This window comes from bacterium (genome assembly GCA_018812485.1).
GTDB lineage: Bacteria > JAHJDO01 > JAHJDO01 > JAHJDO01 > JAHJDO01 > JAHJDO01.
In genome coordinates, this window is sequence record JAHJDO010000135.1 from 19036 (window position 1) to 40676 (window position 21641).

Annotated in this window: 18 protein-coding genes; all 18 read left to right on the forward strand. The window is 36.4% G+C overall.

Annotated elements, in window-relative coordinates; genetic code table 11:
- From KKC91_11630 to KKC91_11715, 18 genes are read left to right on the forward strand one after another with little or no spacing between them, the layout of a single operon-like run.
- The gene (locus tag KKC91_11630; protein MBU0479202.1) at window positions 1–1968 is read left to right on the forward strand and encodes a polysaccharide biosynthesis tyrosine autokinase; all 1968 of its coding nucleotides are present in this window, start codon (window positions 1–3) and stop codon (window positions 1966–1968) included.
- Window positions 1968–3323: an O-antigen ligase family protein gene (locus tag KKC91_11635; GenBank protein ID MBU0479203.1), complete on the forward strand. Its 1356-nt coding sequence runs from the start codon at window positions 1968–1970 to the stop codon at window positions 3321–3323. The genes KKC91_11630 and KKC91_11635 overlap by 1 nt, the downstream gene beginning before the upstream one ends.
- Window positions 3313–4785, forward strand: a complete 1473-nt coding sequence (locus KKC91_11640; protein ID MBU0479204.1) for a lipopolysaccharide biosynthesis protein — start codon at window positions 3313–3315, stop codon at window positions 4783–4785. The genes KKC91_11635 and KKC91_11640 overlap by 11 nt, the downstream gene beginning before the upstream one ends.
- Window positions 4772–6070 carry a glycosyltransferase gene (locus tag KKC91_11645; GenBank protein MBU0479205.1) on the forward strand — a complete coding sequence of 433 codons (1299 nt, stop codon included), beginning with the start codon at window positions 4772–4774 and terminating at the stop codon, window positions 6068–6070. Before KKC91_11640 ends, KKC91_11645 begins: the two co-directional genes overlap by 14 nt.
- Before the next feature lie 38 nt (window positions 6071–6108).
- Window positions 6109–6918 carry a class I SAM-dependent methyltransferase gene (locus tag KKC91_11650; protein MBU0479206.1) on the forward strand — a complete coding sequence of 270 codons (810 nt, stop codon included), beginning with the start codon at window positions 6109–6111 and terminating at the stop codon, window positions 6916–6918.
- Between the two features lie 18 nt (window positions 6919–6936).
- Entirely contained in the window at window positions 6937–7737 is an 801-nt protein-coding gene (locus KKC91_11655) for a hypothetical protein (GenBank protein ID MBU0479207.1), read from the forward strand.
- Window positions 7730–8530: a methyltransferase domain-containing protein gene (locus KKC91_11660; protein MBU0479208.1), complete on the forward strand. Its 801-nt coding sequence runs from the start codon at window positions 7730–7732 to the stop codon at window positions 8528–8530. Before KKC91_11655 ends, KKC91_11660 begins: the two co-directional genes overlap by 8 nt.
- 6 nt (window positions 8531–8536) lie before the next feature.
- Complete coding sequence (locus KKC91_11665) at window positions 8537–9718, forward strand: glycosyltransferase family 4 protein (protein MBU0479209.1); 1182 nt, start codon at window positions 8537–8539, stop codon at window positions 9716–9718.
- Window positions 9715–12033 (forward strand): glycosyltransferase, encoded by a 2319-nt coding sequence (locus KKC91_11670; protein MBU0479210.1) that lies wholly within the window; start codon window positions 9715–9717, stop codon window positions 12031–12033. The genes KKC91_11665 and KKC91_11670 overlap by 4 nt, the downstream gene beginning before the upstream one ends.
- A gap of 15 nt (window positions 12034–12048) precedes the next feature.
- Entirely contained in the window at window positions 12049–13155 is a 1107-nt protein-coding gene (locus tag KKC91_11675) for a glycosyltransferase (protein MBU0479211.1), read from the forward strand.
- Window positions 13139–14248: a glycosyltransferase family 4 protein gene (locus KKC91_11680; protein MBU0479212.1), complete on the forward strand. Its 1110-nt coding sequence runs from the start codon at window positions 13139–13141 to the stop codon at window positions 14246–14248. Before KKC91_11675 ends, KKC91_11680 begins: the two co-directional genes overlap by 17 nt.
- A complete protein-coding gene (locus tag KKC91_11685) occupies window positions 14241–15392 on the forward strand; it encodes a glycosyltransferase family 4 protein (GenBank protein ID MBU0479213.1) in 1152 nt (383 codons plus the stop codon). The genes KKC91_11680 and KKC91_11685 overlap by 8 nt, the downstream gene beginning before the upstream one ends.
- Window positions 15393–15408: 16 nt before the next feature.
- Complete coding sequence (locus KKC91_11690; GenBank protein MBU0479214.1) at window positions 15409–16521, forward strand: glycosyltransferase family 4 protein; 1113 nt, start codon at window positions 15409–15411, stop codon at window positions 16519–16521.
- Window positions 16493–17995 carry a hypothetical protein gene (locus tag KKC91_11695; GenBank protein MBU0479215.1) on the forward strand — a complete coding sequence of 501 codons (1503 nt, stop codon included), beginning with the start codon at window positions 16493–16495 and terminating at the stop codon, window positions 17993–17995. Before KKC91_11690 ends, KKC91_11695 begins: the two co-directional genes overlap by 29 nt.
- Window positions 17992–18678 (forward strand): WbqC family protein, encoded by a 687-nt coding sequence (locus KKC91_11700; protein ID MBU0479216.1) that lies wholly within the window; start codon window positions 17992–17994, stop codon window positions 18676–18678. The genes KKC91_11695 and KKC91_11700 overlap by 4 nt, the downstream gene beginning before the upstream one ends.
- Entirely contained in the window at window positions 18675–19289 is a 615-nt protein-coding gene (locus KKC91_11705; GenBank protein MBU0479217.1) for a PIG-L family deacetylase, read from the forward strand. The genes KKC91_11700 and KKC91_11705 overlap by 4 nt, the downstream gene beginning before the upstream one ends.
- Window positions 19286–20326, forward strand: a complete 1041-nt coding sequence (locus tag KKC91_11710; GenBank protein MBU0479218.1) for a DegT/DnrJ/EryC1/StrS aminotransferase family protein — start codon at window positions 19286–19288, stop codon at window positions 20324–20326. The genes KKC91_11705 and KKC91_11710 overlap by 4 nt, the downstream gene beginning before the upstream one ends.
- Window positions 20323–21441 carry an undecaprenyl/decaprenyl-phosphate alpha-N-acetylglucosaminyl 1-phosphate transferase gene (locus KKC91_11715; protein MBU0479219.1) on the forward strand — a complete coding sequence of 373 codons (1119 nt, stop codon included), beginning with the start codon at window positions 20323–20325 and terminating at the stop codon, window positions 21439–21441. Before KKC91_11710 ends, KKC91_11715 begins: the two co-directional genes overlap by 4 nt.
- Window positions 21442–21641: the final 200 nt, after the last annotated feature.

Consider the following 21641-nt stretch of genomic DNA (forward strand, 5'->3'; position numbering starts at 1 on the left):
ATGCCAGCATATGAAATGGACATTCATGATTACTGGCGTATTATAAACAGAAGAAAAATCCGCATAGTACTATTTGTTTTATTAACCGTAATAGCCACGATTTTTTACACAAATATGCAAACGCCTATTTACAAAACATCATCTATAATCAAGGTGGAAAAAAGAAAAGCAATCGCCACAATACTTACGGATATTGTTACATATTCCCCCGGAGATACGATGGAGTCCGAATGCGCGAATATTACAAGCTTCAATGTGTTGGGAAAAGTAGCTCAGCAGGTCGGATTAGTAAAGAAGGATACTTCCCCTGTAGAAAAGGAAGCAATAATAAGAAACTTGAAGAATGATGTAAAAACAGAAGTTATCGGCGATACTAATCAAATAAAAATTTCTGTATCCTCTGACAATGGAGAAAAAGCCCAAACACTGGCGAATAAAATAGCTGAGGTATACGTGCTAGAACACCACCTTTCAAAAATAAAAGAGGCTCAAAATGTCAAAAAATTTATTGAGGCGCAACTTAAAAACTATCAGAGGGCTTTAATTGAAAGCGAAAGAAGCCTCTATGAATTTCGCAGTAAAAATCCGATGTTTGATACTAAGAAAAAAGAGAATATAGACTATTCAAACCAGCTAACTAAGGTTGTTGAACTTGAGAAAAAAGCGGTTGAGCTGGAAGTTCAACTTTCAACTCTTTTAACTGAGTACACTGAGAAATACCCACCTGTTGAACTTATTAAGGGGAAAATTCAAAAAATCCGTAACGATATTGATATCGAAAGAAGAAAACTTCTCTCAAAAAAGAAAGACGCTTCGGAAAAAGAAATTGAGTTAGCCCAATTAAACAGAGATATCACAATTAACGAAACTATTTATTCAATGTTTAAGAACAAATTTGAAGAAGCAAGAATAATGGAAGCAGAAAAGGCAAAGGAAATAGCAATTGTCGAACCTGCTCCTTTACCTAGAAGGCCCACAAGTCCAAAGAAGGGAACAAATGTTATGATAGGAGCTACCATAGGAGTAATTCTTGGGCTGATATTTGCATTTGTCTCAGAAGCGTTGGATACCTCCATCAGTACAATTGACGATATGGAGGAGTTTCTTAAGGTCTCTGTAATAGGGGTTGTTCCTCACGTCGAATCTTCTGAAGGAAAGCTAAGATTCTGGAGAAAATTATTTGTTAAAGACAAAGGGAAAGAGCCATACTATAAGAAGCTTATAACCCATTTTGAACCTAAAAGCCCAGTATCTGAGGCGTTTCGTATTATTAGAACGAATTTAGGGACTTTAAAGACAACGAAAGTTTGTAAAACTCTTCTTTTTACCAGTTCCGGATTGCATGAAGGAAAAACAACAATGCTGTCAAATGTTGGAGTCGTATTAGCTCAAATGGGAAAGAGAGTTCTTTTGGTAGAAGCAGATCTTAGAAGACCAATACTGCAACACATGTTTGGAATAAACAGGGAACCGGGTCTTACAAATTATCTCATAGGACAGATTAACTGGAGAGATGCTGTACAGACATCAACCGATATCCTGCTGGGAAAACTGGGATTTGACGCAACACTTAAGACGCCGGGGATTGAGAATCTTCATATCTTAACTGCCGGGATAATCCCATCTAATCCTGCAGAGCTGTTGCAGTCAGAAAACATGAAAACCTTTATAAATGAATCGAAAAAAGAATTTGACATTGTGCTTTATGATACTCCCCCCATTCTTCCTGTTACTGATGCTGTAATAATAAGTAAATTGGTGGATGGCGTAATATTAATATACCAGGTTGGGAGAACCTCACGCCATGCAGTTATAAGAGCTAAGAGCCATCTTGAAAAAGCAGAAGCGAAAGTACTGGGTATAATTCTCAACGATATAAAGATAGACATGGAAATAGATATATCTAGTTACTATAAGTACCGCTATTACACCTCTATTCCGGAAGAGGAAAAGACCAATCCCTCATAATGCCATTAAAAACTCCTCTTTCAGCCAGAGTAGCATGGATACTGCCGATGGTTTTTATTTTTCTTAGCCTAATACTGGGCAAGCTTGTAGCCACTACGTCAACTTACATGCCGCTGCTTCTGGTAGTTGGCGTAAGTGTCCTGATTCTTGCCTTAATTCGCATAGATTACGCCCTCTTTCTTCTGATATTTTCTATGCTTCTTTCTCCTGAGCTGGGCGCTGGAACAGCAGGAGGAAGAGACATAACGATCAGAGTAGAGGATATCCTGCTTGCTGTAATAACATTTGCGTGGCTTGGGCGGATAGCTATAAACAATAAACTAGGAGTCTTTGCAAAGACTCCCCTGAATAAACCTATAGCCTTCTACTCTCTTATATGTGTTCTCTCAACATCTATAGGCATCATTACAGGCAGAGTCGACGTATTAAAGGGAACATTTTTTGTGCTCAAATATATTGAATATTTTCTTCTATATTTTATGGTTGTAAATACAATAAATTCCAAAAAACAGATTAAAATGTATTTAACAGCGCTATTTATTACTTGCTTTTTAGTCTCAATTTATGGAATGAGCCAGATAGGAACAGGAAGAGTCTCCGCTCCTTTTGAAGGAGAGGTGGGAGAGCCAAATACATTGGGCGGATATATGATTTTCATAATGGCGTTAACTCTTGGATTGCTTGTTTATATAAAGAGCAAGCGTATAAAATATTCATTGTTAGCCTTAATTGCCTCAATTGTACCGCCTTTTCTCTTTACTCTTTCAAGGGCATCATATGTGGCTCTATTTCCTATGTATTTTTCTATTATCTGGTTTGGAAAAGTAAAAAGTAAATTAGTTCTTGTTTTTATCGTTATTGTCCTGCTCGGATTATTTTTTGTTCCTAAAGAAGTAAAAAAACGCATAGAATATACATTCAAACCGCAAAGAGAAGCCCAGGTAAAGATAGGGAATATAACTCTTGGTCCTTCCACATCTGCAAGAATTATAAGCTGGAAAACAGGAATAGAAGACTGGAAAAATCATCCTATTCTAGGATATGGTACTACAGGATATGCATTTATCGACGGACAATACTTTAAAACGCTTATTGAATCCGGGATATTAGGACTTATAGGTCTTATATGGATAATTATTGCCGCAATCAAGAACGCCCTGAGAAATTTAAAACAGCAATCTGAGCCTTTATATAAAGGACTGTGTCTTGGATTTCTGGCAGGAGCTGTGTGCCTTAGTGCTCATGCGCTCGGAGCAAACACATTTATAATTATTAGAATCATGGAACCTTTCTGGTTTGTGGCAGGAATGGTTATGGCACTCCCTTATCTGAAAGGAGAGAACATTGCAGCCTGAACATGAAGGGCTTACCAGAAAAGTAGTAAGAGGCGGGGCATGGGTGTTTGGTCTTAACCTCGTTTCGCGGGGGCTTAAGCTTGTTCGGACAATCATATTGGCAAGACTTTTGCTTCCATCAGATTTCGGAATGGTTGGAATAGCGGAAATATCTATTTCTTTGCTGGGGTCTTTTTCCGGCATTGGATTCGGTCAGGCTATTGTGCAGAAAAAAGGGTGCGTTACAGAATATCTTGATACGGCATGGTGCGTACTGGTAATTCGCGGGATAATTCTGGCTGCTCTTCTCTTCTTCGGAGCGCCTTTTATTGCGGGCTTTTTTAAAACCACAGCTGCAATACCTGTTTTGCGTGTTATGACAATTACGCTGGTTCTAACTGGGTTTAGTAATATAGGGACCACCTATTTCGAGAAAGATCTCCAGTTCAAGAAATTGTTTATCTATAATCTGGGTAGCACTATAGCCAGTCTTGTGGTAGGTATAAGTTTGGCATTTATTCTGAGAAACGTGTGGGCTATAATTTATGGCACTCTCGCCGGAGCAGTAACGAGCCTTTTCCTTTCATATATACTCCATCCTTATAGACCAAAGTTCAGATTTGAACTGGAAAAGCTAAAAGAACTTTTTGGCTTTGGCAAATGGATTTTAATATCCACTGTTGTTGTATTTCTAATTACTCAGGGAGATGATATTTTAACAGGAAGACTTCTTGGTATAGGAGCGCTTGGATTGTACGCTATGGCATACCGGTTGTCTAACCTTACCGCTACAGAAATAACACATGTGATTTCCCGCGTGACATTTCCGGCATACTCAAAATTACAGCACGATATTTCTAAATTAAGGGAAGGGTATCTAAAAGTGCTACAGTTTACTGCATTTGTTTCCTTTCCTTTAGCCTGCGGAATATTCATACTGGCTCCTGATTTCACGAGAATATTTCTGGGAAGCAAGTGGATGCCCATGGTTCCTGCAATGCAGGTATTATCATTTTTTGGATTATTGCGATCAATGTCAGCCACAACAGCTCCTGTATTCTGGGGTGTGGGAAAACCTGGAATAGAGACAAAATGGAATATAGCACAACTTGTTGTCTTGAGCGCCGTAATATACCCCTTTATTATGCATTGGAACATACTGGGTACTTCCATCGCGGTTTTTATCAGTATCCTTGTATCAACTATAGGGTTCAGCTTCATGGTAATAAAAATAACAGGTTGTAGAATTAGAGACTTTGCCAGAGCAATAGGTTTCCCTCTAGTAAACACAATAGTTATATTCTTGCTGGTATCGTTCTTGAAAACATTTATCTCAATAGGGATAATCGAATTTTTTGCCGTAATTTTTGTCAGTATTTTAGTTTATCTGGGAGTTGCTTACTTACTGGATAAATTTCTGAATTATGGCATATATCCTCTTATGAAAGAATCATTGAATTACATAAAAAATGAAAAAATCTAAAAAAATTTTAATAATTTCTTATCATTACCCGCCATCACCCAGTTCGTCTCCTTATCCCACATATTCATGGGTAAAATATCTTTCTGAATTTGGATGGCAATGCGTTGTGTTAACAAGAACATGGGACAGCAGTAATGTTCAGGAGCGTTCCACAGGTACCGTTATATACAGAACTCCTTATAAGCAATGTTTCCGAAAAGCAGTTAGTTTGAGTAAAAGAGCAGGCTTTTTCAAAAAGTTCATTAATTTTTTTCTTCTTAATTTCATATTTCATCCGGACAGCCAAAGAGGATGGCATAATTATGCTTATGAAGCAGGATTGTCTATTATTAAGAAGTATCCTATTTCACTGATCCTGAGCACTTCTCCATGGACAGCTCACTGGATAGCAAGTGATTTGAGCAAAGCAACGGGTATTCCGTGGATAGCAGATTACAGAGACCCATGGACTCAGGATACTTCCATCAGGCATAGAAAAATATGGCTCATCCGTGACAAAATCCATAGATTGATTGAAAAAAGAATTTGCAAAACAGCATCTTGCGCTATTCATGCATCCGAAACATGGTCATCTCAGTTGAGCAGGCTTCTTAATAAGAAAGTTTATACGATACCTAATGGTTTTGATCCTGAAGATTTTACTGTCACAGATAAGGACAACACTAAAGGACATATTTTCACACTTTCATATGTGGGAAGCTTCCATTTTGTTCAAAAGCTGGACGTATTTTTGAAGGGATTTCAGAAATTTCTCTTGAACAATAAGCCGTCTCCTGAAATTTGCAGGTTAGTATTAGTTCCTCCTTTCAATGAATGTCATGGAATTGAAAAGAAACTGTGCAGTAAATATAAAGTGATTGGGAAATATATCCATGTCGTTCTTAATGCTAAGAAATCCGAGGCAGTAAGATATATGACACTATCTGATGTTCTTCTGTTGTTTCTCAGTGATGATAATGGCTGGTATCCAACGAAATTTTTTGAATATCTGGCCTGCGGTAAACAGATACTGGCTACTCCTGATGATAAGGGAGTTATAGGAGCTACATTGAAGAGGACTCGAGCAGGGACTATGCTGAATACTTCTGAGCATGTAGCGGTCTGGTTGGAAGAAAAGTGGAAAGAGTTTCAGTTACGTGGAAATCTGACTGTCAATACTAACACTGAGCTAATAGAGGAATTTAACCGTAGAAAGTTAACACAGAAATTGTCTGAAATTTTAAACAGTGTTGTTCAACAACCTGAAGGGAAATACCGAGTTGACGTAAAAAAAGATAACACATAAAATAGGTGAGAGTTTTCCTTAATTGAAAGGAATCGGATATGAGTGAAATGTTCAAGATTGACGATATTGCGAAACAGATTATCCGCGAGATAAAAGAAGAGTGGAAAGAAAGTGTATATGCCTGTCATGATGAATTGGTTACTGCAGAAAGTATACTGCGATATCTTAATCGGGATAATCTTCGCTTTCGGGAAATTGTGAAATGTATTGCAGAAAGAGAAAAGAATAAAAAGATTCTTGATATTGGTATCGCATACGGCTTTCACGATATCATTTTAAAAGAAATCTGGGGATTCGATATTACAGGGATGGAAGTTGAAGAGAATATAAATGCTTATTGCAAATTACTGCATAGACACCAAATACCACTAATTCAGGGAGAATTGTCTAAAAAATCTTGTCCGGTTCCAAATGAGAGTTTTGATATTGTAATCTTCAGTGAGGTAATTGAACATATGCGTCTTTCGCCTCTGAAAGCGCTTCTAGAAATAAAACGAGTGTTAAAGCCAAAAGGGTTAATACTTTTAACAACGCCGAATATAGCATCATTGAGAAATATAGAGCATCTGGTTCGAGGAAAGAATATCTCTGAACCTTTTCCTGATGATGATTCAAATCTGGTTCATATCACAGACAAGATGAACCACATACGTGTGTATACAATAGAGGAGATAACCTCTCTCATACAGCGGGCGGGATTTAGAGTACTTGAGTCTAGATTCGTTTCTTCAGAAAAACTTAATCTAAAACCCAGAAAGAATTTACCAATACATATATTGTATATTCTGATATTGAAGATCATATCGTCTTTTCGGGGTTATATCTTTGTTCTTGGTGAGAAAACTTAAAATGAAAATTTTGCGAGTATGATTAATTTTGTTAAGAAACTTTTGAAGAAGGTTATTCCTGTTAATTTTCATCCCTCTATGTTAGTGAATCACTACATTGAGAGAGTTACGGGCAGACAAATATTTTCGGGACCTTTTGCAGGTATGAAATACGTAACTTCGAGTTCGGATATTGTGTATTACCCGAAGATTCTTGGCACATATGAAAAGGAACTACATGAGCTTGTAGAAAAACTATGCAGGAAGCATTTTAACTTGATTGTAAATGTAGGAGCAGGTGAAGGGTATTATGCTGTTGGCTTTGCCGTACGGCAGCCTTTTGCTAACATCGTAGCGTTCGAAGTGAAAATGGTTGGACAGAATTTGATCCAGCAAATGGCGAAAATAAATGGCGTTAACGACAGGATAAGAATCAATGGATTGTGTGATCATGAGAGTTTATCAAGTTGTTTGTCTATTTGCGAAGAAGGTAGGGCGATTCTGGTTGTAATGGATACAGAAGGTGCGGAAGATATTCTTTTAGATCCTCTCAAGATACCCGTTCTCAACAAATCTTACATTCTGGTTGAGTTGCACGATTTTGTGTGTCCTGGCATTACCAAGAGAATATACAAACGTTTTCAGAATAGTCATAGGATTACTGAAATAATGGCCAGGTCAAGAGTTTTTACAGATTTTCCTTTAAAATTATCGGGGATTGTTTCCTATGTCCCAAAGAAATTTTTCTTGCAAAGTTTGTACGAAGCGCGTCCTGATGGAATGAAGTGGTTTTATCTTGAGCCGCCGACCATGCGGAGAAAAATAAGGGATAATGAGTAAGAGTTTCGATAGTGTATGGGATAAATGGCAGGATGTGAATATTGAAGAACAGATAATATCTCATCGCTCTGCGAGAAACAAGTATATCGGCGTTATATCTAAGTATCTTTCCCGCGGCTCAGGCGCAAAAGCTCTTGAGGTAGGTTGTGGTACCGCTATTGACTCATATATAGTTTCCACCGAGACGGGGATGGAAATATATGGCGTGGATATATCCGAAGACGCTCTAAAGATTGCTGAAAAGGTAGAAGAGCGGTTCTCCTGCAAGGTACGTCTTTCCCGAGGAGATGCGATGTCTCTGGGATATCATGATGAGATGTTTGATCTGGTTTTCAGCCAGGGAGTTATAGAGCACCTTGTGCGGGATGTCCGCGCGCTTAAAGAGCAGGTAAGGGTGTTAAAAACGGGAGGGGTATTGATACTCAATGTACCCCAGAAATATACAGCGTATACCATGCATAAGCACCTGATGTCCCACATTGGACGGTGGGAATGGGGGCATGAGACCGAATTTTCCAGTCGCCAGTTGGCTCGTTATGGGAAATATCTGGGGCTGGATATACTTGAAAGGTTCGGGTATGATTACTGGCGTTCTCCGTTTGAGCTGATATTTGTACTACGAACGTTAAATCACAAGATCGGGAAAATACCGTTACTGCGAAAAAGTCCCGGGTACGGCAAAGTATCTGAGTTTTGGGACGCTATGTGGGAACGATTAGAGGATAAGTCAGGACACTTTTTTATGAAAAATTTAGTTTATGTTTACCGTAAGTCGGCAAATGAAAGCATATAGTCTATTATGAATATCCTTTTTGTAAATCAATATATAGATGAAGTCGGAGGAGTTGAACACTACTTAAATACTCTTTCTGAAAGATTAATTGCAGAAGGCCATAACATATACTTTATCTATGGCGACAAGCTTATTGAATCTTCTTTTAGAAAATATACAAAGACATTTAATCTGCCCGATATCTGGAATAATCCACTTTGTTTGAAGAAGGAAATAAAATTAACTCTGCGCCGGACCATCAATGATATAAAACCAGATGTTATATACCTGCACAATATTGAGAATCTTAAAGTTGTAGATATCTTCTCCCAGCAAGTTCCAACAGTAAGGTATGTGCATGGATGTAAGTCTACATGTCCCGACGGAAAAAGATTATTGCATAACCCTATGGAAACGTGTTTTCATCCTGCATCACCTCTATGCACCTTGCGTGCGCATACAAGAAGATGCATGCCAAGGCATCCTGTAAAATCTTTTAGGGCTTATGCAGGAACAAGAAGAAGTCTGAAGTCTTTTGAAAAATTAAAGCGCATATTAGTGGCTTCAAAATATATGAAAAACATATTGGAGATAAATGGAGTTTTGCCGCATAAAATAGAGATTTTGCCATATTTTGCAGAATCATTATCCAGCAATATTTCCAGCAAATACAACGGTTCAAGAAGGATTCTTTTTGCAGGGCGTATCGCCAATGGAAAAGGGTTAGAATACCTGTTTTATGTATTGAAGCTTCTAAAAGAAAAAATTTTTCTGGATGTAGTGGGAGACGGCCCGTTAAGAAAAGAGTGCCAAGAAAAAATCAATAAATTGGGTCTAAAAGAAAAAGTTCGTTTTCACGGATGGGTTCATAGCGAGAAAATGGCAGATTTTTATAAAAAAGCCTCTTTTTTAGTTATCCCTTCTATTTGGCCTGAACCTTTTGGTATAGTAGGTATCGAAGCAGCTCTTTATGGCAGGCCAGCTGTTGCTTTTGATGTTGGGGGAATATCTGACTGGTTAAAACATGGGAAAACAGGTTTTTTAATTAACCCTTATGATAAAGTTGAAATGGCGAGAAAAATAGATCTCTTGTTAAAAGACAGCAAAATGGCAGAAGAAATGGGGAAAAACGCCAATAAGTTAGTTGGTGAAAATTTCTCTCCCAAGATTCACATACACAAACTATTAAATCTTTTTGAGAAGCTATGAAAATTTGCATGATTTTTTCTAATTATCCGCCCAATTATAAGCCGGGCGGGATTGCGGATTATACACGTATTTTGGTTGAGAAACTGAGAAGGTCAGGATTTAACGTGTCCGTAATAGCATCAGAGAGATATGCAGGAAACGACCCCAAAGTTTTTAAAGTTGGGAGTATCAACTGGGGTCTCAGCGAGTTACTTGAAATTTCAAAAATAGCAAAAAGAGAGAAATTTGACATTCTGCATATGCAATATACGCCTGAAAGTTATGGATTCGGCATAAGCTTTAAATTTCTGCCTCTTGTTTTAAAGATTATGAGTCCAAAGACGCGATTTATCACTACATTTCATACATTGGTGGGTGGCAGATGGATATCGAAAGTCAATGCATTTTTACTGTCTCTCTTCAGTGAAAGAGTTATCAGCACAAATGAAGAGCTTACTTATCTATTTTTAAGACGTTTGCCACTATTCAGGAAAAAGCTTAAACAAGTAGAAATTGGTTCAAATATAATTCCGGCCAGGATATGCAGAGAGGAGACAAAAACTGAGATTCGTATGCGTTTTAGTATTAAAAAAGATGCTGTTATTTTATCGACTTTCGGTTTCCCGAATCCGGGGAAAGGGCTTGAAGACCTACTCGAGGCATTGAGCATATTAAATCGGGATGAGATTTATTACCTCTTTTTAATAGGCAGTTTGAGGGATGAAGATAAAAACTACAGGAAAAAATTAAACACACTAATTCAAAAATTAAGTCTGGAAAAGAAAGTTTTCATGGTAGAGAATTCTTCTCCTGAGAGTGTTTCCCAATTTTTGTTCGCCTCGGATATTTATGTAGTGCCTTACAGAGATGGAATCTGCACAAGACGTGGAAGTCTTATGGCAGGCATTGTTCACCACTTGCCTATAATAAGCACATATCCTCGCGTACAATCTCCATATTTCAGACACAATGAGAATGTAGTACTTGTTAAGGCGAATTCACCGAAGGAACTGGCTAAAGCTATAAAGATGTTGTCCAGTAATAATATTCTAAAGGAGAAACTGATACGAAATATAATTGACACTAAAAAACATTTCAATTGGGATGATATAGCATATAGGACAATGCGGGTATACGGGGAAAGTTCAAGAAAATTATCAGAAAAGATACGGTATGTACTGAAAATAATTATTGAGAGTATGGAGTATCTTTTTTGGAATCATGTGGTCATGGGCAAGAAAAAAGAAATCAACCAACATGTGAACTTTAGGGAGATTAAACCTGCAAAGATACTGAATATTCAGATTAATTCCATAGGTGATGTATTGATGACCACTCCGGCTCTAAGAACCCTGAGAGAAAATTTTCCAAAAGCTCAAATTGATATATTGACTTTACCTCACACCGCAGAAATTCTGAAAGACAACCCCGATGTAGACAATATATATTCCTGCAATGCCGATTTCTGGAGGTTTTTTCCTCTTAATGTGAGAAAGCTTTCAGAGAACATACAGACAATTAATAACTTAAAAAATAGCAATTATGATTTATGCCTATCTTATGGAGGCACATTCGGCTTTGTTTTGTTAGCAGGATTAGTGAAAGCCTCTTTGAGTGTCGGACCTCTCAGAGAATTAAAGCGGGGTATTTTTCAGGAGAATACGTCTCTATTTTACTCTGCTACTGTCTCAACAACCGAAAAACACATAATTGAAGACCATCTAAAACTGGTTGAATATTTAGGATGTAAAACTAAAGATAAAAATGAGCAGTTTTTTATAAACCCAGAGGATGAAAAGGCTGGAGATGAGTTCCTGCAAAAACACGCATTAAGTGAAAAAAATTATGCTGTAATGCATCCGGGAGCAAAGTGGTCTCCCAAGAGATGGCCAGCTCATTGCTTTTCAGCATTAATAGACATCTTATTTAGTGAAAAAAACATACAGACAATCCTAGTAGGAGCCTATGCAGATAGTAAGCTTCTGGAGGAAATAAGACAAAAAACAGAAAGCAAGACAGTGATAATTTGCAGCAACCTGAATCTGAAAAATATTGGATATATTATTAGAAAATCCTTGTTTTTTGTAGGAAATGATTCAGGTATCGCTCATGTTGCTGGATCTGTAAATGTTCCTTGTATTGTCTTATTCGGGCCAACTGATCCTGATACTTGTCTGCCGAGATCAGATAAAGTACTGGCGGTTAGAGAGAATATGCCATGCTGGCCCTGTATCTTATATTACCGCAGAGACAACTGTGAAATAGGTGAAAATGTCTGCATGCAAAAACTCACACCAATGTGTGTTATGAAAGAAATTGAAAAACTAACAGGATAAAATTTCATATATCGTATGAGAAAGCAATTCAAAATACTTTACATATCACATTTCGGTAAATTTGTGGGAGGCGGGCAAAAAGGCCTGCTTTATATACTTGAGCGGATAAACAGGGACTGCTTTGATCCTGTTGTGGTTGCTCCGTCTCAGGGCTCATTTCTTGATAGAGCTGCAAAACTGGGTATATCAACGAAGTGTCTAAAAATGGGTAAGTTAAATCCATTGAACCTCATAATCACTGTTCCTAAAATTGCGAAGCTTATTTGGACAGAGAAAATTAATCTGATCTATACTGACTCACCACGAGGGGCTATATATGGGGGAATTGCAGCCAAGATTATTGGCAGACCTCTTGTATATCATGCCAGAGTAAGTGATAAAAGCAGACTAGATAAATTGATTTACATTTTATCCACTAAAATAATCACAGTGTCAAAGGCAAGCGCAGAAAGATTTAAAAACGGTGGAAAGGTGAAGATAATCTATAATGCGATAGATTTGAATGAATTCAATCCCGATATAGACGGCAGTAAGATAAGAGAGGAATTCAGCGCTAATGATCTTTTAATAGGAACAATGGGGCGCGTTAGCTCGGAGAAAGGACAAAAAGAGTTGTTACATACTGTTCCTGATATTCTCAAAGCTTATCCAAAAATTAAATTTGTAATTGTTGGAGGCGGGAATCCTGAGTATATAGAAAAATTAAAAAAATTGTGTCAAAAACTTGGAATTACAAACAATGTGATATTCACAGGATTTCGTGAGGATATTCCAGAAATAATGGCTGCTATTGATATTTTTGCTTTATTCACATCTAATGAAGGACTTTGCCGAAGTATATTAGAGGCAATGGGGACGGGAAAGCCTGTAATCACAACAGATGTTGGGGGGAATTCTGAAACAATAAAAAATGAGGTCACAGGTATTCTTATACCGTTCCATAATCCGTCCTTGTTGAAAGATGCGCTATTTGAACTTATAAGAGATAAGAAAAAAAGAAAAGAGATGGGGAGAAGAGGAAGAGAACGGGCTGTAAAACTTTTTGACATTGAGGAGAATATAAGAAAAATAGAAAAAATATATTTGGAAGTACTGAAGGTAGAGTATGCGTATAGGGATTGATATAAGAGAACTTGAAACAGGGAAAAAGACAGGCATAGGCAGAATTCTTTTAGGATTTTTGAATTATGTTTCTTTGAATGATACTGTCAATGAATATATCCTTTTTGGAAATCAAAAGACTGACTGCAGTTTCGGAGCAAGCAGTCTGAAATTTAAGATTATTCCTGAGAAAATAACATTCTTTTGGGACCAGGTTAAGCTTCCTGTTGCCATTTCCAGACAAAAAGTCGAAGTGTTTTTTTCTCCTTACTTCAAGGCACCTCTGTTTTCTCCCTGTAATTTTGTAACAGCAATACATGACTTAACACCACTCAGGACTCAGGGGACGGCTTTAGCCGGATTTTATTACAAATTTTGGGGAAGATTATGTGCGAAATTTGCTAAAAATGTTATTACCTTATCGGAACATTCCAAGCAGGACCTGCTGAATGTCCTGCGGATAGACAAAGATAAACTGAAGATTGTATACCCAGCGGTAAACAATATTTTTTTTGATCCAGTATCAGAAGAAACTGTAAATAGAGTAGAGCAAAACTATAGAATAAAGAGTAAGTTCATATTTTGGGTTGGAGCATTGAAACCTTCCAAAAATTTGCTCGGACTTATAAAAGCATACAAAATGCTTCCGAATGGAATAAAAAATGAGTATGAGCTTGTCATAGCCGGCAAGGGAAATAAATATCTTGAGGTACTGAAAGATTCAGCAAACAAACTTGGCATCAAGGAGAAAGTATTATTTCCTGGATTTATTCATGATAATGATCTACCTGCTCTTTACCATGGTGCAGAAGTTTTTGTAATGCCTTCTTTGCATGAAGGATTTGGGCTTCCTGTTCTTGAAGCCATGGCTTGTAAAACACCCGTTGTTGCTTCTAATGTTACCTCTATTCCTGAAGTAACAGGTGATGCCGCAGTATTAGTAGATCCTAATGATATAAACCAGTTGTCAAAAGCGATGGAGAAAGTTTTGTCGAATGAGACATTACGAAATAACTTGATAGCAAAGGGCACAGAAAGAGCTAAAAAGTTTTCAGTAGAAAAAATGGCTTGTAAGATACTGGATGTTCTTAACGAAGTAGGCAGGAATGGTTAATTTGTCTGGTAAATCCCTGTTCATCGTCAATGATTTTCCGCCCATACTGGGTGGGCAAGCTACTTATTTCTATAATCTATGGAAGAATCTCCCCTCTCAAAAGATTGTTGTTTTAGCTCCTAAAGTGAGCGGCTGTGAGAGGTTTGATAAAAAACAGAATTTTGAAATCATTAGAAAAAGGTATCTTTTTAATATTCCTTTATTTGGGCGAATATTTAAGATTATTCTCCCTTTATTTTTTTCTCTAATCTTAATTCAAAAAAGAAAAATTAATATCATTCATTGTGGCCATGTTCTCTCAACAGGTATCATCGGGCTAATCTTAAAATTTATGGTTAAAAAACCTTATATTGTTTATACGTTTGCTGCAGATATTCTTGAATTCCAAAAATATAAACTAATAGACAAATTAATGTCTATCGTTTTAAAGAATGCGTATAAGATTATAAGTATAAGCGATTTTACAAAAACCAAACTTATAGAAAGAGGTATTAAACCAAAAAAAATCGCGAAGATTCTGCCATGTGTTAATTTAGATAAGTTCAATCCTGATATTAGCCCGGAAGGAATAATAAAGAAATATGGTCTGCAGGACAAAAAGGTAATTTTAACAATAGCGCGATTAGTGAAAAGGAAAGGACATGATTTTGTGATTAAGGCTTTCCCAAAGGTGTTGGTAAAAGCACCAAATGCAGTTTATTTAATAGTTGGGGGTGGTCCATATTTAAATGAGTTAAAAAAGATAATTAGGAAATTAAGACTGGAAAACAAGGTAATACTTACAGGGGAGGCCACGGATAAAGAGATAGCAAAATATTATAATGCTTGCGATGTTTTTATTATGGCAAATAGAGAAATCAAAGAAAGAGGAGATGTAGAAGGTTTCGGAATAGTTTTTTTGGAAGCAAGTGCTTGTGGAAAACCAGTTATCGGGGGTAGATCAGGGGGGGCAGTTGAAGCAATAGTTGATGGAGAAACAGGCTTCTTAATCAATCCAGAAAATTCTTTAGAAATCGCAAATAATTTAATTAATCTTCTAACCAATGCTGAATATGCCAGAGTCCTTGGTGAGAAAGGCAGATTAAGAATCGAGAGAGAATTTACCTGTCGAAAAAACGCGGATGCCTTAAAAGAATTTGTATAGGTTGTAAAAAATTAAAATGATAAAAGTTCTCCATATCATCACTCGCATGGACAAAGGCGGATCTGCCCAAAATACTCTTCTTACTGTTAGAAAAACAAACAAAGCTAAGTTTGAATCAAAACTTGTCTGTGGGTCTGTAAGAGATGTGAAACCTGACGATGATTTTATTATCATTCCTCAATTGTCCAGAGATATCAAGTTTTTCAGGGATTTATCAGCTTTTCTAAAACTATATAAAATTATTAAGCAAACCACGCCTCATATAGTCCACACACATACATCCAAAGCAGGTATTCTCGGAAGATGGGCAGCCAAGTTTGCGAGAGTTCCTATAATAATACATACGCCTCATGGAAACGTGTTTTCAGGATATTTCGGTTACTTCATGACCAAACTTTTTGTTATTGCTGAAAGAATCAGCGCACATATCACAGATAGAATTATAACCCTGACACCAAAGGGCATAGATCAGCATTTACAGCAAAAGATAGGCAAAAGAAATAAATACGCATCTATTTGCAGTGGAGTGGAGGTAGAAGAATTTGCAAACGCGAGGGAGAATAAAGACGTTCTGAATATTGCACAAAATGACATTATAATAGGAGTTGTTGCAAGATTAGTTACTGTTAAAGGGCACAGATATCTTTTAGAGGCAATGAAATTAATGGAATCACAAAATCTGAAATTACTCATAATTGGGGATGGTCCTTTAAGGAGAAAATTGGAAGAGCAAGCTATAGAATCGGGCATAGAAAAGAATGTAGTATTTCTTGGGCAAAGAAAAGATGTTCCTGAATTATTGAGTGTACTGGATATCTTTGTAATGCCATCGTTGAACGAGGGAATGGGGAGGGCAATTGCAGAAGCAATGGCTGCAGAAAAACCTGTAATTGCCAGTAAGGTCGGAGGTATTCCTGATGTTGTTGATGATAAAATAACAGGGATTCTGATTCCTTCAAAAAGTCCCGAAGCGCTTGCCAATGCTATTACCTATCTCATGAAAAATCCGGAGATTGCAGCTCAAATGGGACAGGAAGGCAAGAAAAAAGCTGTTAAAAATTTTGGGATTAATAGTATGATAGAACAAATAGAGAATCTTTATGAAGAACTTGTTAATAAAAAATTGTAAAATCTCATCTGTATTGTCAGTTTTACTGTTTGTGCTTCTCTCTACACAGTCTCTTTATTCTGAAGAGACAAAACAGCTTCGGACGGCTATTCATATACATTCAGTAGCAAGTAACGGCAAATATACGATTGTAGAATTAGCCAAAATTGCTAGAACTCAGGACTTAGATGCCTTGATTCTAACAGACCATGCGCTTATAAAAGCAGAATACGGTATTTCTCCATTTCAAAATTTTCTAAGACTGCCAATAACTTTAAACAGTATTATCAAATATGGCGCAGATAAGTATTTAGGCGGGATAGATGAAATAAATAAGAAAAATCAAGATATTATAGTAATTCCAGGAAGTGAAGTTACCCCGTTCTACTACTGGACAGGAAATATATTTAAGAAAGATTTAACTATTAATGACTGGCAGAAACAAATTTTAGTAATAGGGTATAAAAATAAAAAAGAGATTGAAAATCTTCCCGTTGCTTCAAATAATGTCTTTTCCCCAAATATCTTGAAATTGCTGAATCTACTCTGGCCGATTGTATTTATTATTATTGGAATTAAGGTCTACGCTGTAAAAAAGGACAAAGAGTTGAAATTAGAACTTCAGACATTAAGAATAAAGAAGCAACCTTATAAAAAAATAGGGGCAGTTCTTATCGTCTTTGGGGTTATATTTTCTTTTAATAACACAATGAGTCTATGGAGAAAATATGACATTTATCATAGAGATATCGGCATTATCCCCTATCAGAACCTGATAGACTATGCGAATAAAAATAATCTCTTGTGTTTTTGGTCAGCGCCAGAAGCTAGTTCAAATAAAGCAGTTAAGGGGGTAAGAATAAGAACAAATCCTTATCCGAACGACCTCCTGAAGAGCAATAGCTACACAGGATTCGGGATACTGTATGAGGGGTATAGAAAGGTTGGAGGGATAGGTGGCGTATGGGATAAAGCTTTGGCTGAATATTGCAATGACAAGAGAGAAAATCCAGTGTGGGCGATTGGAGAGATTGATTTTCATGGAAATGAATCAGGAAAGCAGCTTAATTCAGTGCAAACGGTTTTACCTAACTGCAAAAGAAAAAAAGATGCAATCTTAAGTGCTTTAAAAAACGGAGCTATGTATGCATTATATAGATGCAAAGATTATTTTTTAATTCTGGAAGATTTTAGAATCGTAAATGAAGACAATGTATCTTATTCAATGGGGCAAACGGCAACGGCGCAAAAGAGAATTAATATATTAATCAGCCTAAGTTGTTCTGACGGGAAAGAAAGGGAAATTACGATTAATCTGGTAAAGAATGGAAAGCTATTAAAAAAAATTCAAGCAAAAACTCCTATGAAGCATATAATATCTGATATGTCAGATACAAAAATGTCATATTACAGGCTTGATATAAGAGGAAAATACCCGAATATTATAATGTCAAATCCTGTATTTGTTAAAAAACTGCAAGGAGATAAATATTGATCTGCACAATTCACCAGCCTCAATTTATGCCATGGCTTGGTTATTTCGACAAAATTGCTAAATCAGATATTTTTGTGGTGCTTGACGATACCCAATTTAAAAAAAATGAATGGCAGAATAGAAACAAAATCAGAACGGCTCAAGGGAGCCAATGGCTCACTGTTCCTGTTATGCATGACTTTGGTCAGCAGATCATGGATGTTAAAATAAACAACACAGTTGATTGGAGAAAAAAACATTATAATTCATTAAAACTTAATTATTCTAAAGCCAAGTATTTTGATAAATACTGGGGGTTTTTTGAAAAACTTTATGAAGAGAACTGGGAATACCTAATTGACATCAATATGAAAATAATACATTATTTATTGTCCCAATTTAGCATTAATACAAAACTAGTGTATTCTTCCAATTTGAATGTTGATAAAAAAGCGACAGACAAACTTATTGAAGTGTGCAAACAAGTTGGAGCGGATACATATCTTAGCGGGCAGGGCGGAAAGGCATATTTAGAATTGGGAAAGTTTAAAGATTGCAATATAAGCGTGATATTTCAAGAATTTGTTCATCCTCATTATCTTCAGGCATATGATGGATTTGAGAGTAATATGGCAGCTGTAGATTTATTATTTAATTGCGGAGGTGATGAATTTAAAACACTTACTAAAGGAGACAATCTATGAAAATTCTAGCAATGGGAGCGCATCCTGACGATATTGAATATGGCTGTGGAGGAACTTTGCTTAAATATTCTAAACAAAAACATGATATCTTTCTGCTGATTCTTACAGGAGGGGAAGTAGGAGCAAAATTAAATATAAGAAAAAAAGAGCAGGAACTTGCTGCTAAAATGCTAAAGGTTAAAAAACTATTCTTAGCAGGTTTCAAGGACACTGCTCTGCCGTCAGAAAGAAAGATTGTTACATATATTGATGAAGTAATAAAAAAAGTAAATCCTGATGAAGTGTATGTTAACCATTCAAAGGATACTCATCAAGACCATAGAATGCTCGCTAATTGCGCACTAGCATCAACAAGATACATAAAAAGAGTTCTCTTTTATGAAGATTATACATCCTATGATTTTGAACCGGATATATTTGTTGACATTGGAAACGTTCTATCAAAAAAGGTGGAACTGCTCAATATACACAAATCTCAAGTAACAAAGGTATATTCTACTGGGCTTGATATGCTGGAAAGCGTAAAGGCCATGGCAAATTACAGGGGATTTCAAGGTAAGGTTAAATACGCTGAAGGATTTAAAGCATTCAGATATTTAAAAGATATATGATAGCTCATTCAAAACCCACGTTAGGTGTAGAAGAAGTTAAAATCATGGCAGAAACTATTGCCTCCGGTGACATTGCTCAGGGAACCTTAGTTCAGCAGTTTGAGAAAAAAACAGCTTCATTTATCGGTACTAAATACGCAGTTGCCCTAAATTGCGGAACTTCTGCTCTGCATCTGGCTTTACTATCTCTTGATATAAAGAATAATAATGAAGTCATAATTCCTTCCTTTACATGTACTGCACTTTTGAATGCGATACATTATACGGGTGCAAAGGCAGTTCTTGCTGACATAGACATTGAAGATTACAATATATCCGTAAGTGAGATTAAGAAAAAACTAACCAGAAAAACCAAAGCTATAATTGTTCCTCATATGTTTGGTCATCCCGTAGATTTAGCTCCTATCTTGAATTTAGGGCCACCTGTAATTGAAGATTGTGCACATAGCATTGGAGCAATATATAATAACAAAAAAACCGGGAGTTTTGGACTATTGTCGATTTTTTCTTTTTATGCAACAAAAATGATGACCACAGGTGAAGGAGGCATGGTTTTAACCAATTCCTCCATACTTGCCAAAAAGGTAAGAGATCTGAGAGATTATGACGAAAAATCCAATTATGCTACAAGATATAACTACAAAATGACCGATTTACATGCAGGGATAGGAATAAAACAGCTATCCAACCTGACAAATTTTATAAAAAGAAGACAGCAAATAGAAAAACAATACACTGGAAACCTTTCAGGAAAGGATATAATCCTTCCCGCAGTAAAAAAGAACTGTACACATGTTTTTTACAGATATGTTATTAGAATAAGACAGGGAAGCAGAAAATTCATAAAAAACATGTTAAAAAACAATGTTGTCTGCTGCAAACCTGTTTATAGACCTATTCACAGGTATCTGAAATTAGGTGGATTCCCGAATTCTGAGAAGGCATGGAGACAAGCTGTTTCAATCCCGATATACCCATCTCTTTCTAACGAAAACGTTAAAGTTATCTTAAATAATATATTAAAGTATACAAAGTGAAATTCCTCAGAAACAAAAGATATCTACTTTTAATTAACGGCATCTTCCTTGTTTTAATTCTATATTCTAAAAACTACCTGACAGCACTAAAGCTATCATGGTTTTTTATTTTGGCTGTTGCTTTATTGATCTCCTACATTGTTACCCCACTTGTAGGGATTATAGCAACTAAAATAGGTGCTATGGATATTCCAGATGAAAGGAAGATTCATAAAAAACCTGTTCCGCGGCTTGGTGGACTTGCGATATATACAGCACTGATAATATCAATAATACTTAATTTCCATTTCTCACTAGCACTCAAGGGAGTTGTTATTGGGGGCAGCATCATTTTTATAATGGGAGTGATAGATGATATTAAAGGGCTCAAAGCTTCAATAAGGCTGATAGGACAGCTTATAGCAGTCATGATTCTAATAAAATATGGAGTCATTTTAAACACATTTTCACATACAAATATGGGTCATATAGGAAATATATTGCTTACAATATTCTGGATTATTGGAATAATAAATGCACTGAATTTTCTTGACGGTATGGACGGGCTTGCGGCAGGAATTACAGTGATAAGCTCTTTTATGTTCTTTATAATCGCATTAGGCACAGGCCAGCATTATTTAAGCTATATGGCTATTGCTTTAATTGGCGCATGCATAGGTTTCTTATTTTATAATTTTAAACCCGCTAGTATTTTTTTGGGAGATTCAGGTAGTACGTTACTTGGGTTTTTACTGGCAAGTTTTGCGGTAATGGGTTGGTGGGCTGAAAAAAATATACTGGTTGCACTTGGAATTCCAGTACTTATATTAAGCGTTTTAATCTTTGACATGATTTATATTACAGTATCCAGGATAGCATCAGGTAAAGTAAAAAATTTTAGAGAATGGATTGAATATACAGGTCAGGATCACCTGCACCATAGATTGTTAAATCTGGGTCTTTCTGAAAAGCAGACAGTTTTGATGATATATTTAATAAGCTTCATTCTTGGAATAGCTACGCTAGTTTTAAGAAATGCTGATAAGCTCAATGCCTGCCTGCTACTTCTGCAAGCTGTATTAATATTTGCGCTAATAGCAATACTTATGAAGTTAGGCAAGAAGAAAGCTTCATAACATTCTGCTGTAACATCGAAATGATAGCGCCCTATTTGATAAATTTAACGCAAATTACCTAATGTTAGCTAAAATTTAAAAGTGCACAGTTTAAAGTTTAAAAGTGCACAATATTTAGGTCTTCATTTTTAGCTGTTTGAACACCAATAAGCCTATTGTCATACCAGCACCTGATTTCAGATATGCCAGTTTTCTCATCA

Excerpts from the sequence above, each read along its gene's own strand:
- KKC91_11630 (MBU0479202.1), top strand. The coding sequence starts at position 1 with ATGCCAGCATATGAAATGGACATTCATGATTACTGGCGTATTATAAAC.
- KKC91_11635 (MBU0479203.1), top strand. The coding sequence starts at position 1,968 with ATGCCATTAAAAACTCCTCTTTCAGCCAGAGTAGCATGGATACTGCCG.
- KKC91_11645 (MBU0479205.1), top strand. The coding sequence starts at position 4,772 with ATGAAAAAATCTAAAAAAATTTTAATAATTTCTTATCATTACCCGCCA.
- KKC91_11650 (MBU0479206.1), top strand. The coding sequence starts at position 6,109 with ATGAGTGAAATGTTCAAGATTGACGATATTGCGAAACAGATTATCCGC.
- KKC91_11655 (MBU0479207.1), top strand. The coding sequence starts at position 6,937 with ATGATTAATTTTGTTAAGAAACTTTTGAAGAAGGTTATTCCTGTTAAT.
- KKC91_11660 (MBU0479208.1), top strand. The coding sequence starts at position 7,730 with ATGAGTAAGAGTTTCGATAGTGTATGGGATAAATGGCAGGATGTGAAT.
- KKC91_11665 (MBU0479209.1), top strand. The coding sequence starts at position 8,537 with ATGAATATCCTTTTTGTAAATCAATATATAGATGAAGTCGGAGGAGTT.
- KKC91_11670 (MBU0479210.1), top strand. The coding sequence starts at position 9,715 with ATGAAAATTTGCATGATTTTTTCTAATTATCCGCCCAATTATAAGCCG.
- KKC91_11675 (MBU0479211.1), top strand. The coding sequence starts at position 12,049 with ATGAGAAAGCAATTCAAAATACTTTACATATCACATTTCGGTAAATTT.
- KKC91_11680 (MBU0479212.1), top strand. The coding sequence starts at position 13,139 with ATGCGTATAGGGATTGATATAAGAGAACTTGAAACAGGGAAAAAGACA.
- KKC91_11685 (MBU0479213.1), top strand. The coding sequence starts at position 14,241 with ATGGTTAATTTGTCTGGTAAATCCCTGTTCATCGTCAATGATTTTCCG.
- KKC91_11690 (MBU0479214.1), top strand. The coding sequence starts at position 15,409 with ATGATAAAAGTTCTCCATATCATCACTCGCATGGACAAAGGCGGATCT.
- KKC91_11695 (MBU0479215.1), top strand. The coding sequence starts at position 16,493 with ATGAAGAACTTGTTAATAAAAAATTGTAAAATCTCATCTGTATTGTCA.
- KKC91_11705 (MBU0479217.1), top strand. The coding sequence starts at position 18,675 with ATGAAAATTCTAGCAATGGGAGCGCATCCTGACGATATTGAATATGGC.
- KKC91_11710 (MBU0479218.1), top strand. The coding sequence starts at position 19,286 with ATGATAGCTCATTCAAAACCCACGTTAGGTGTAGAAGAAGTTAAAATC.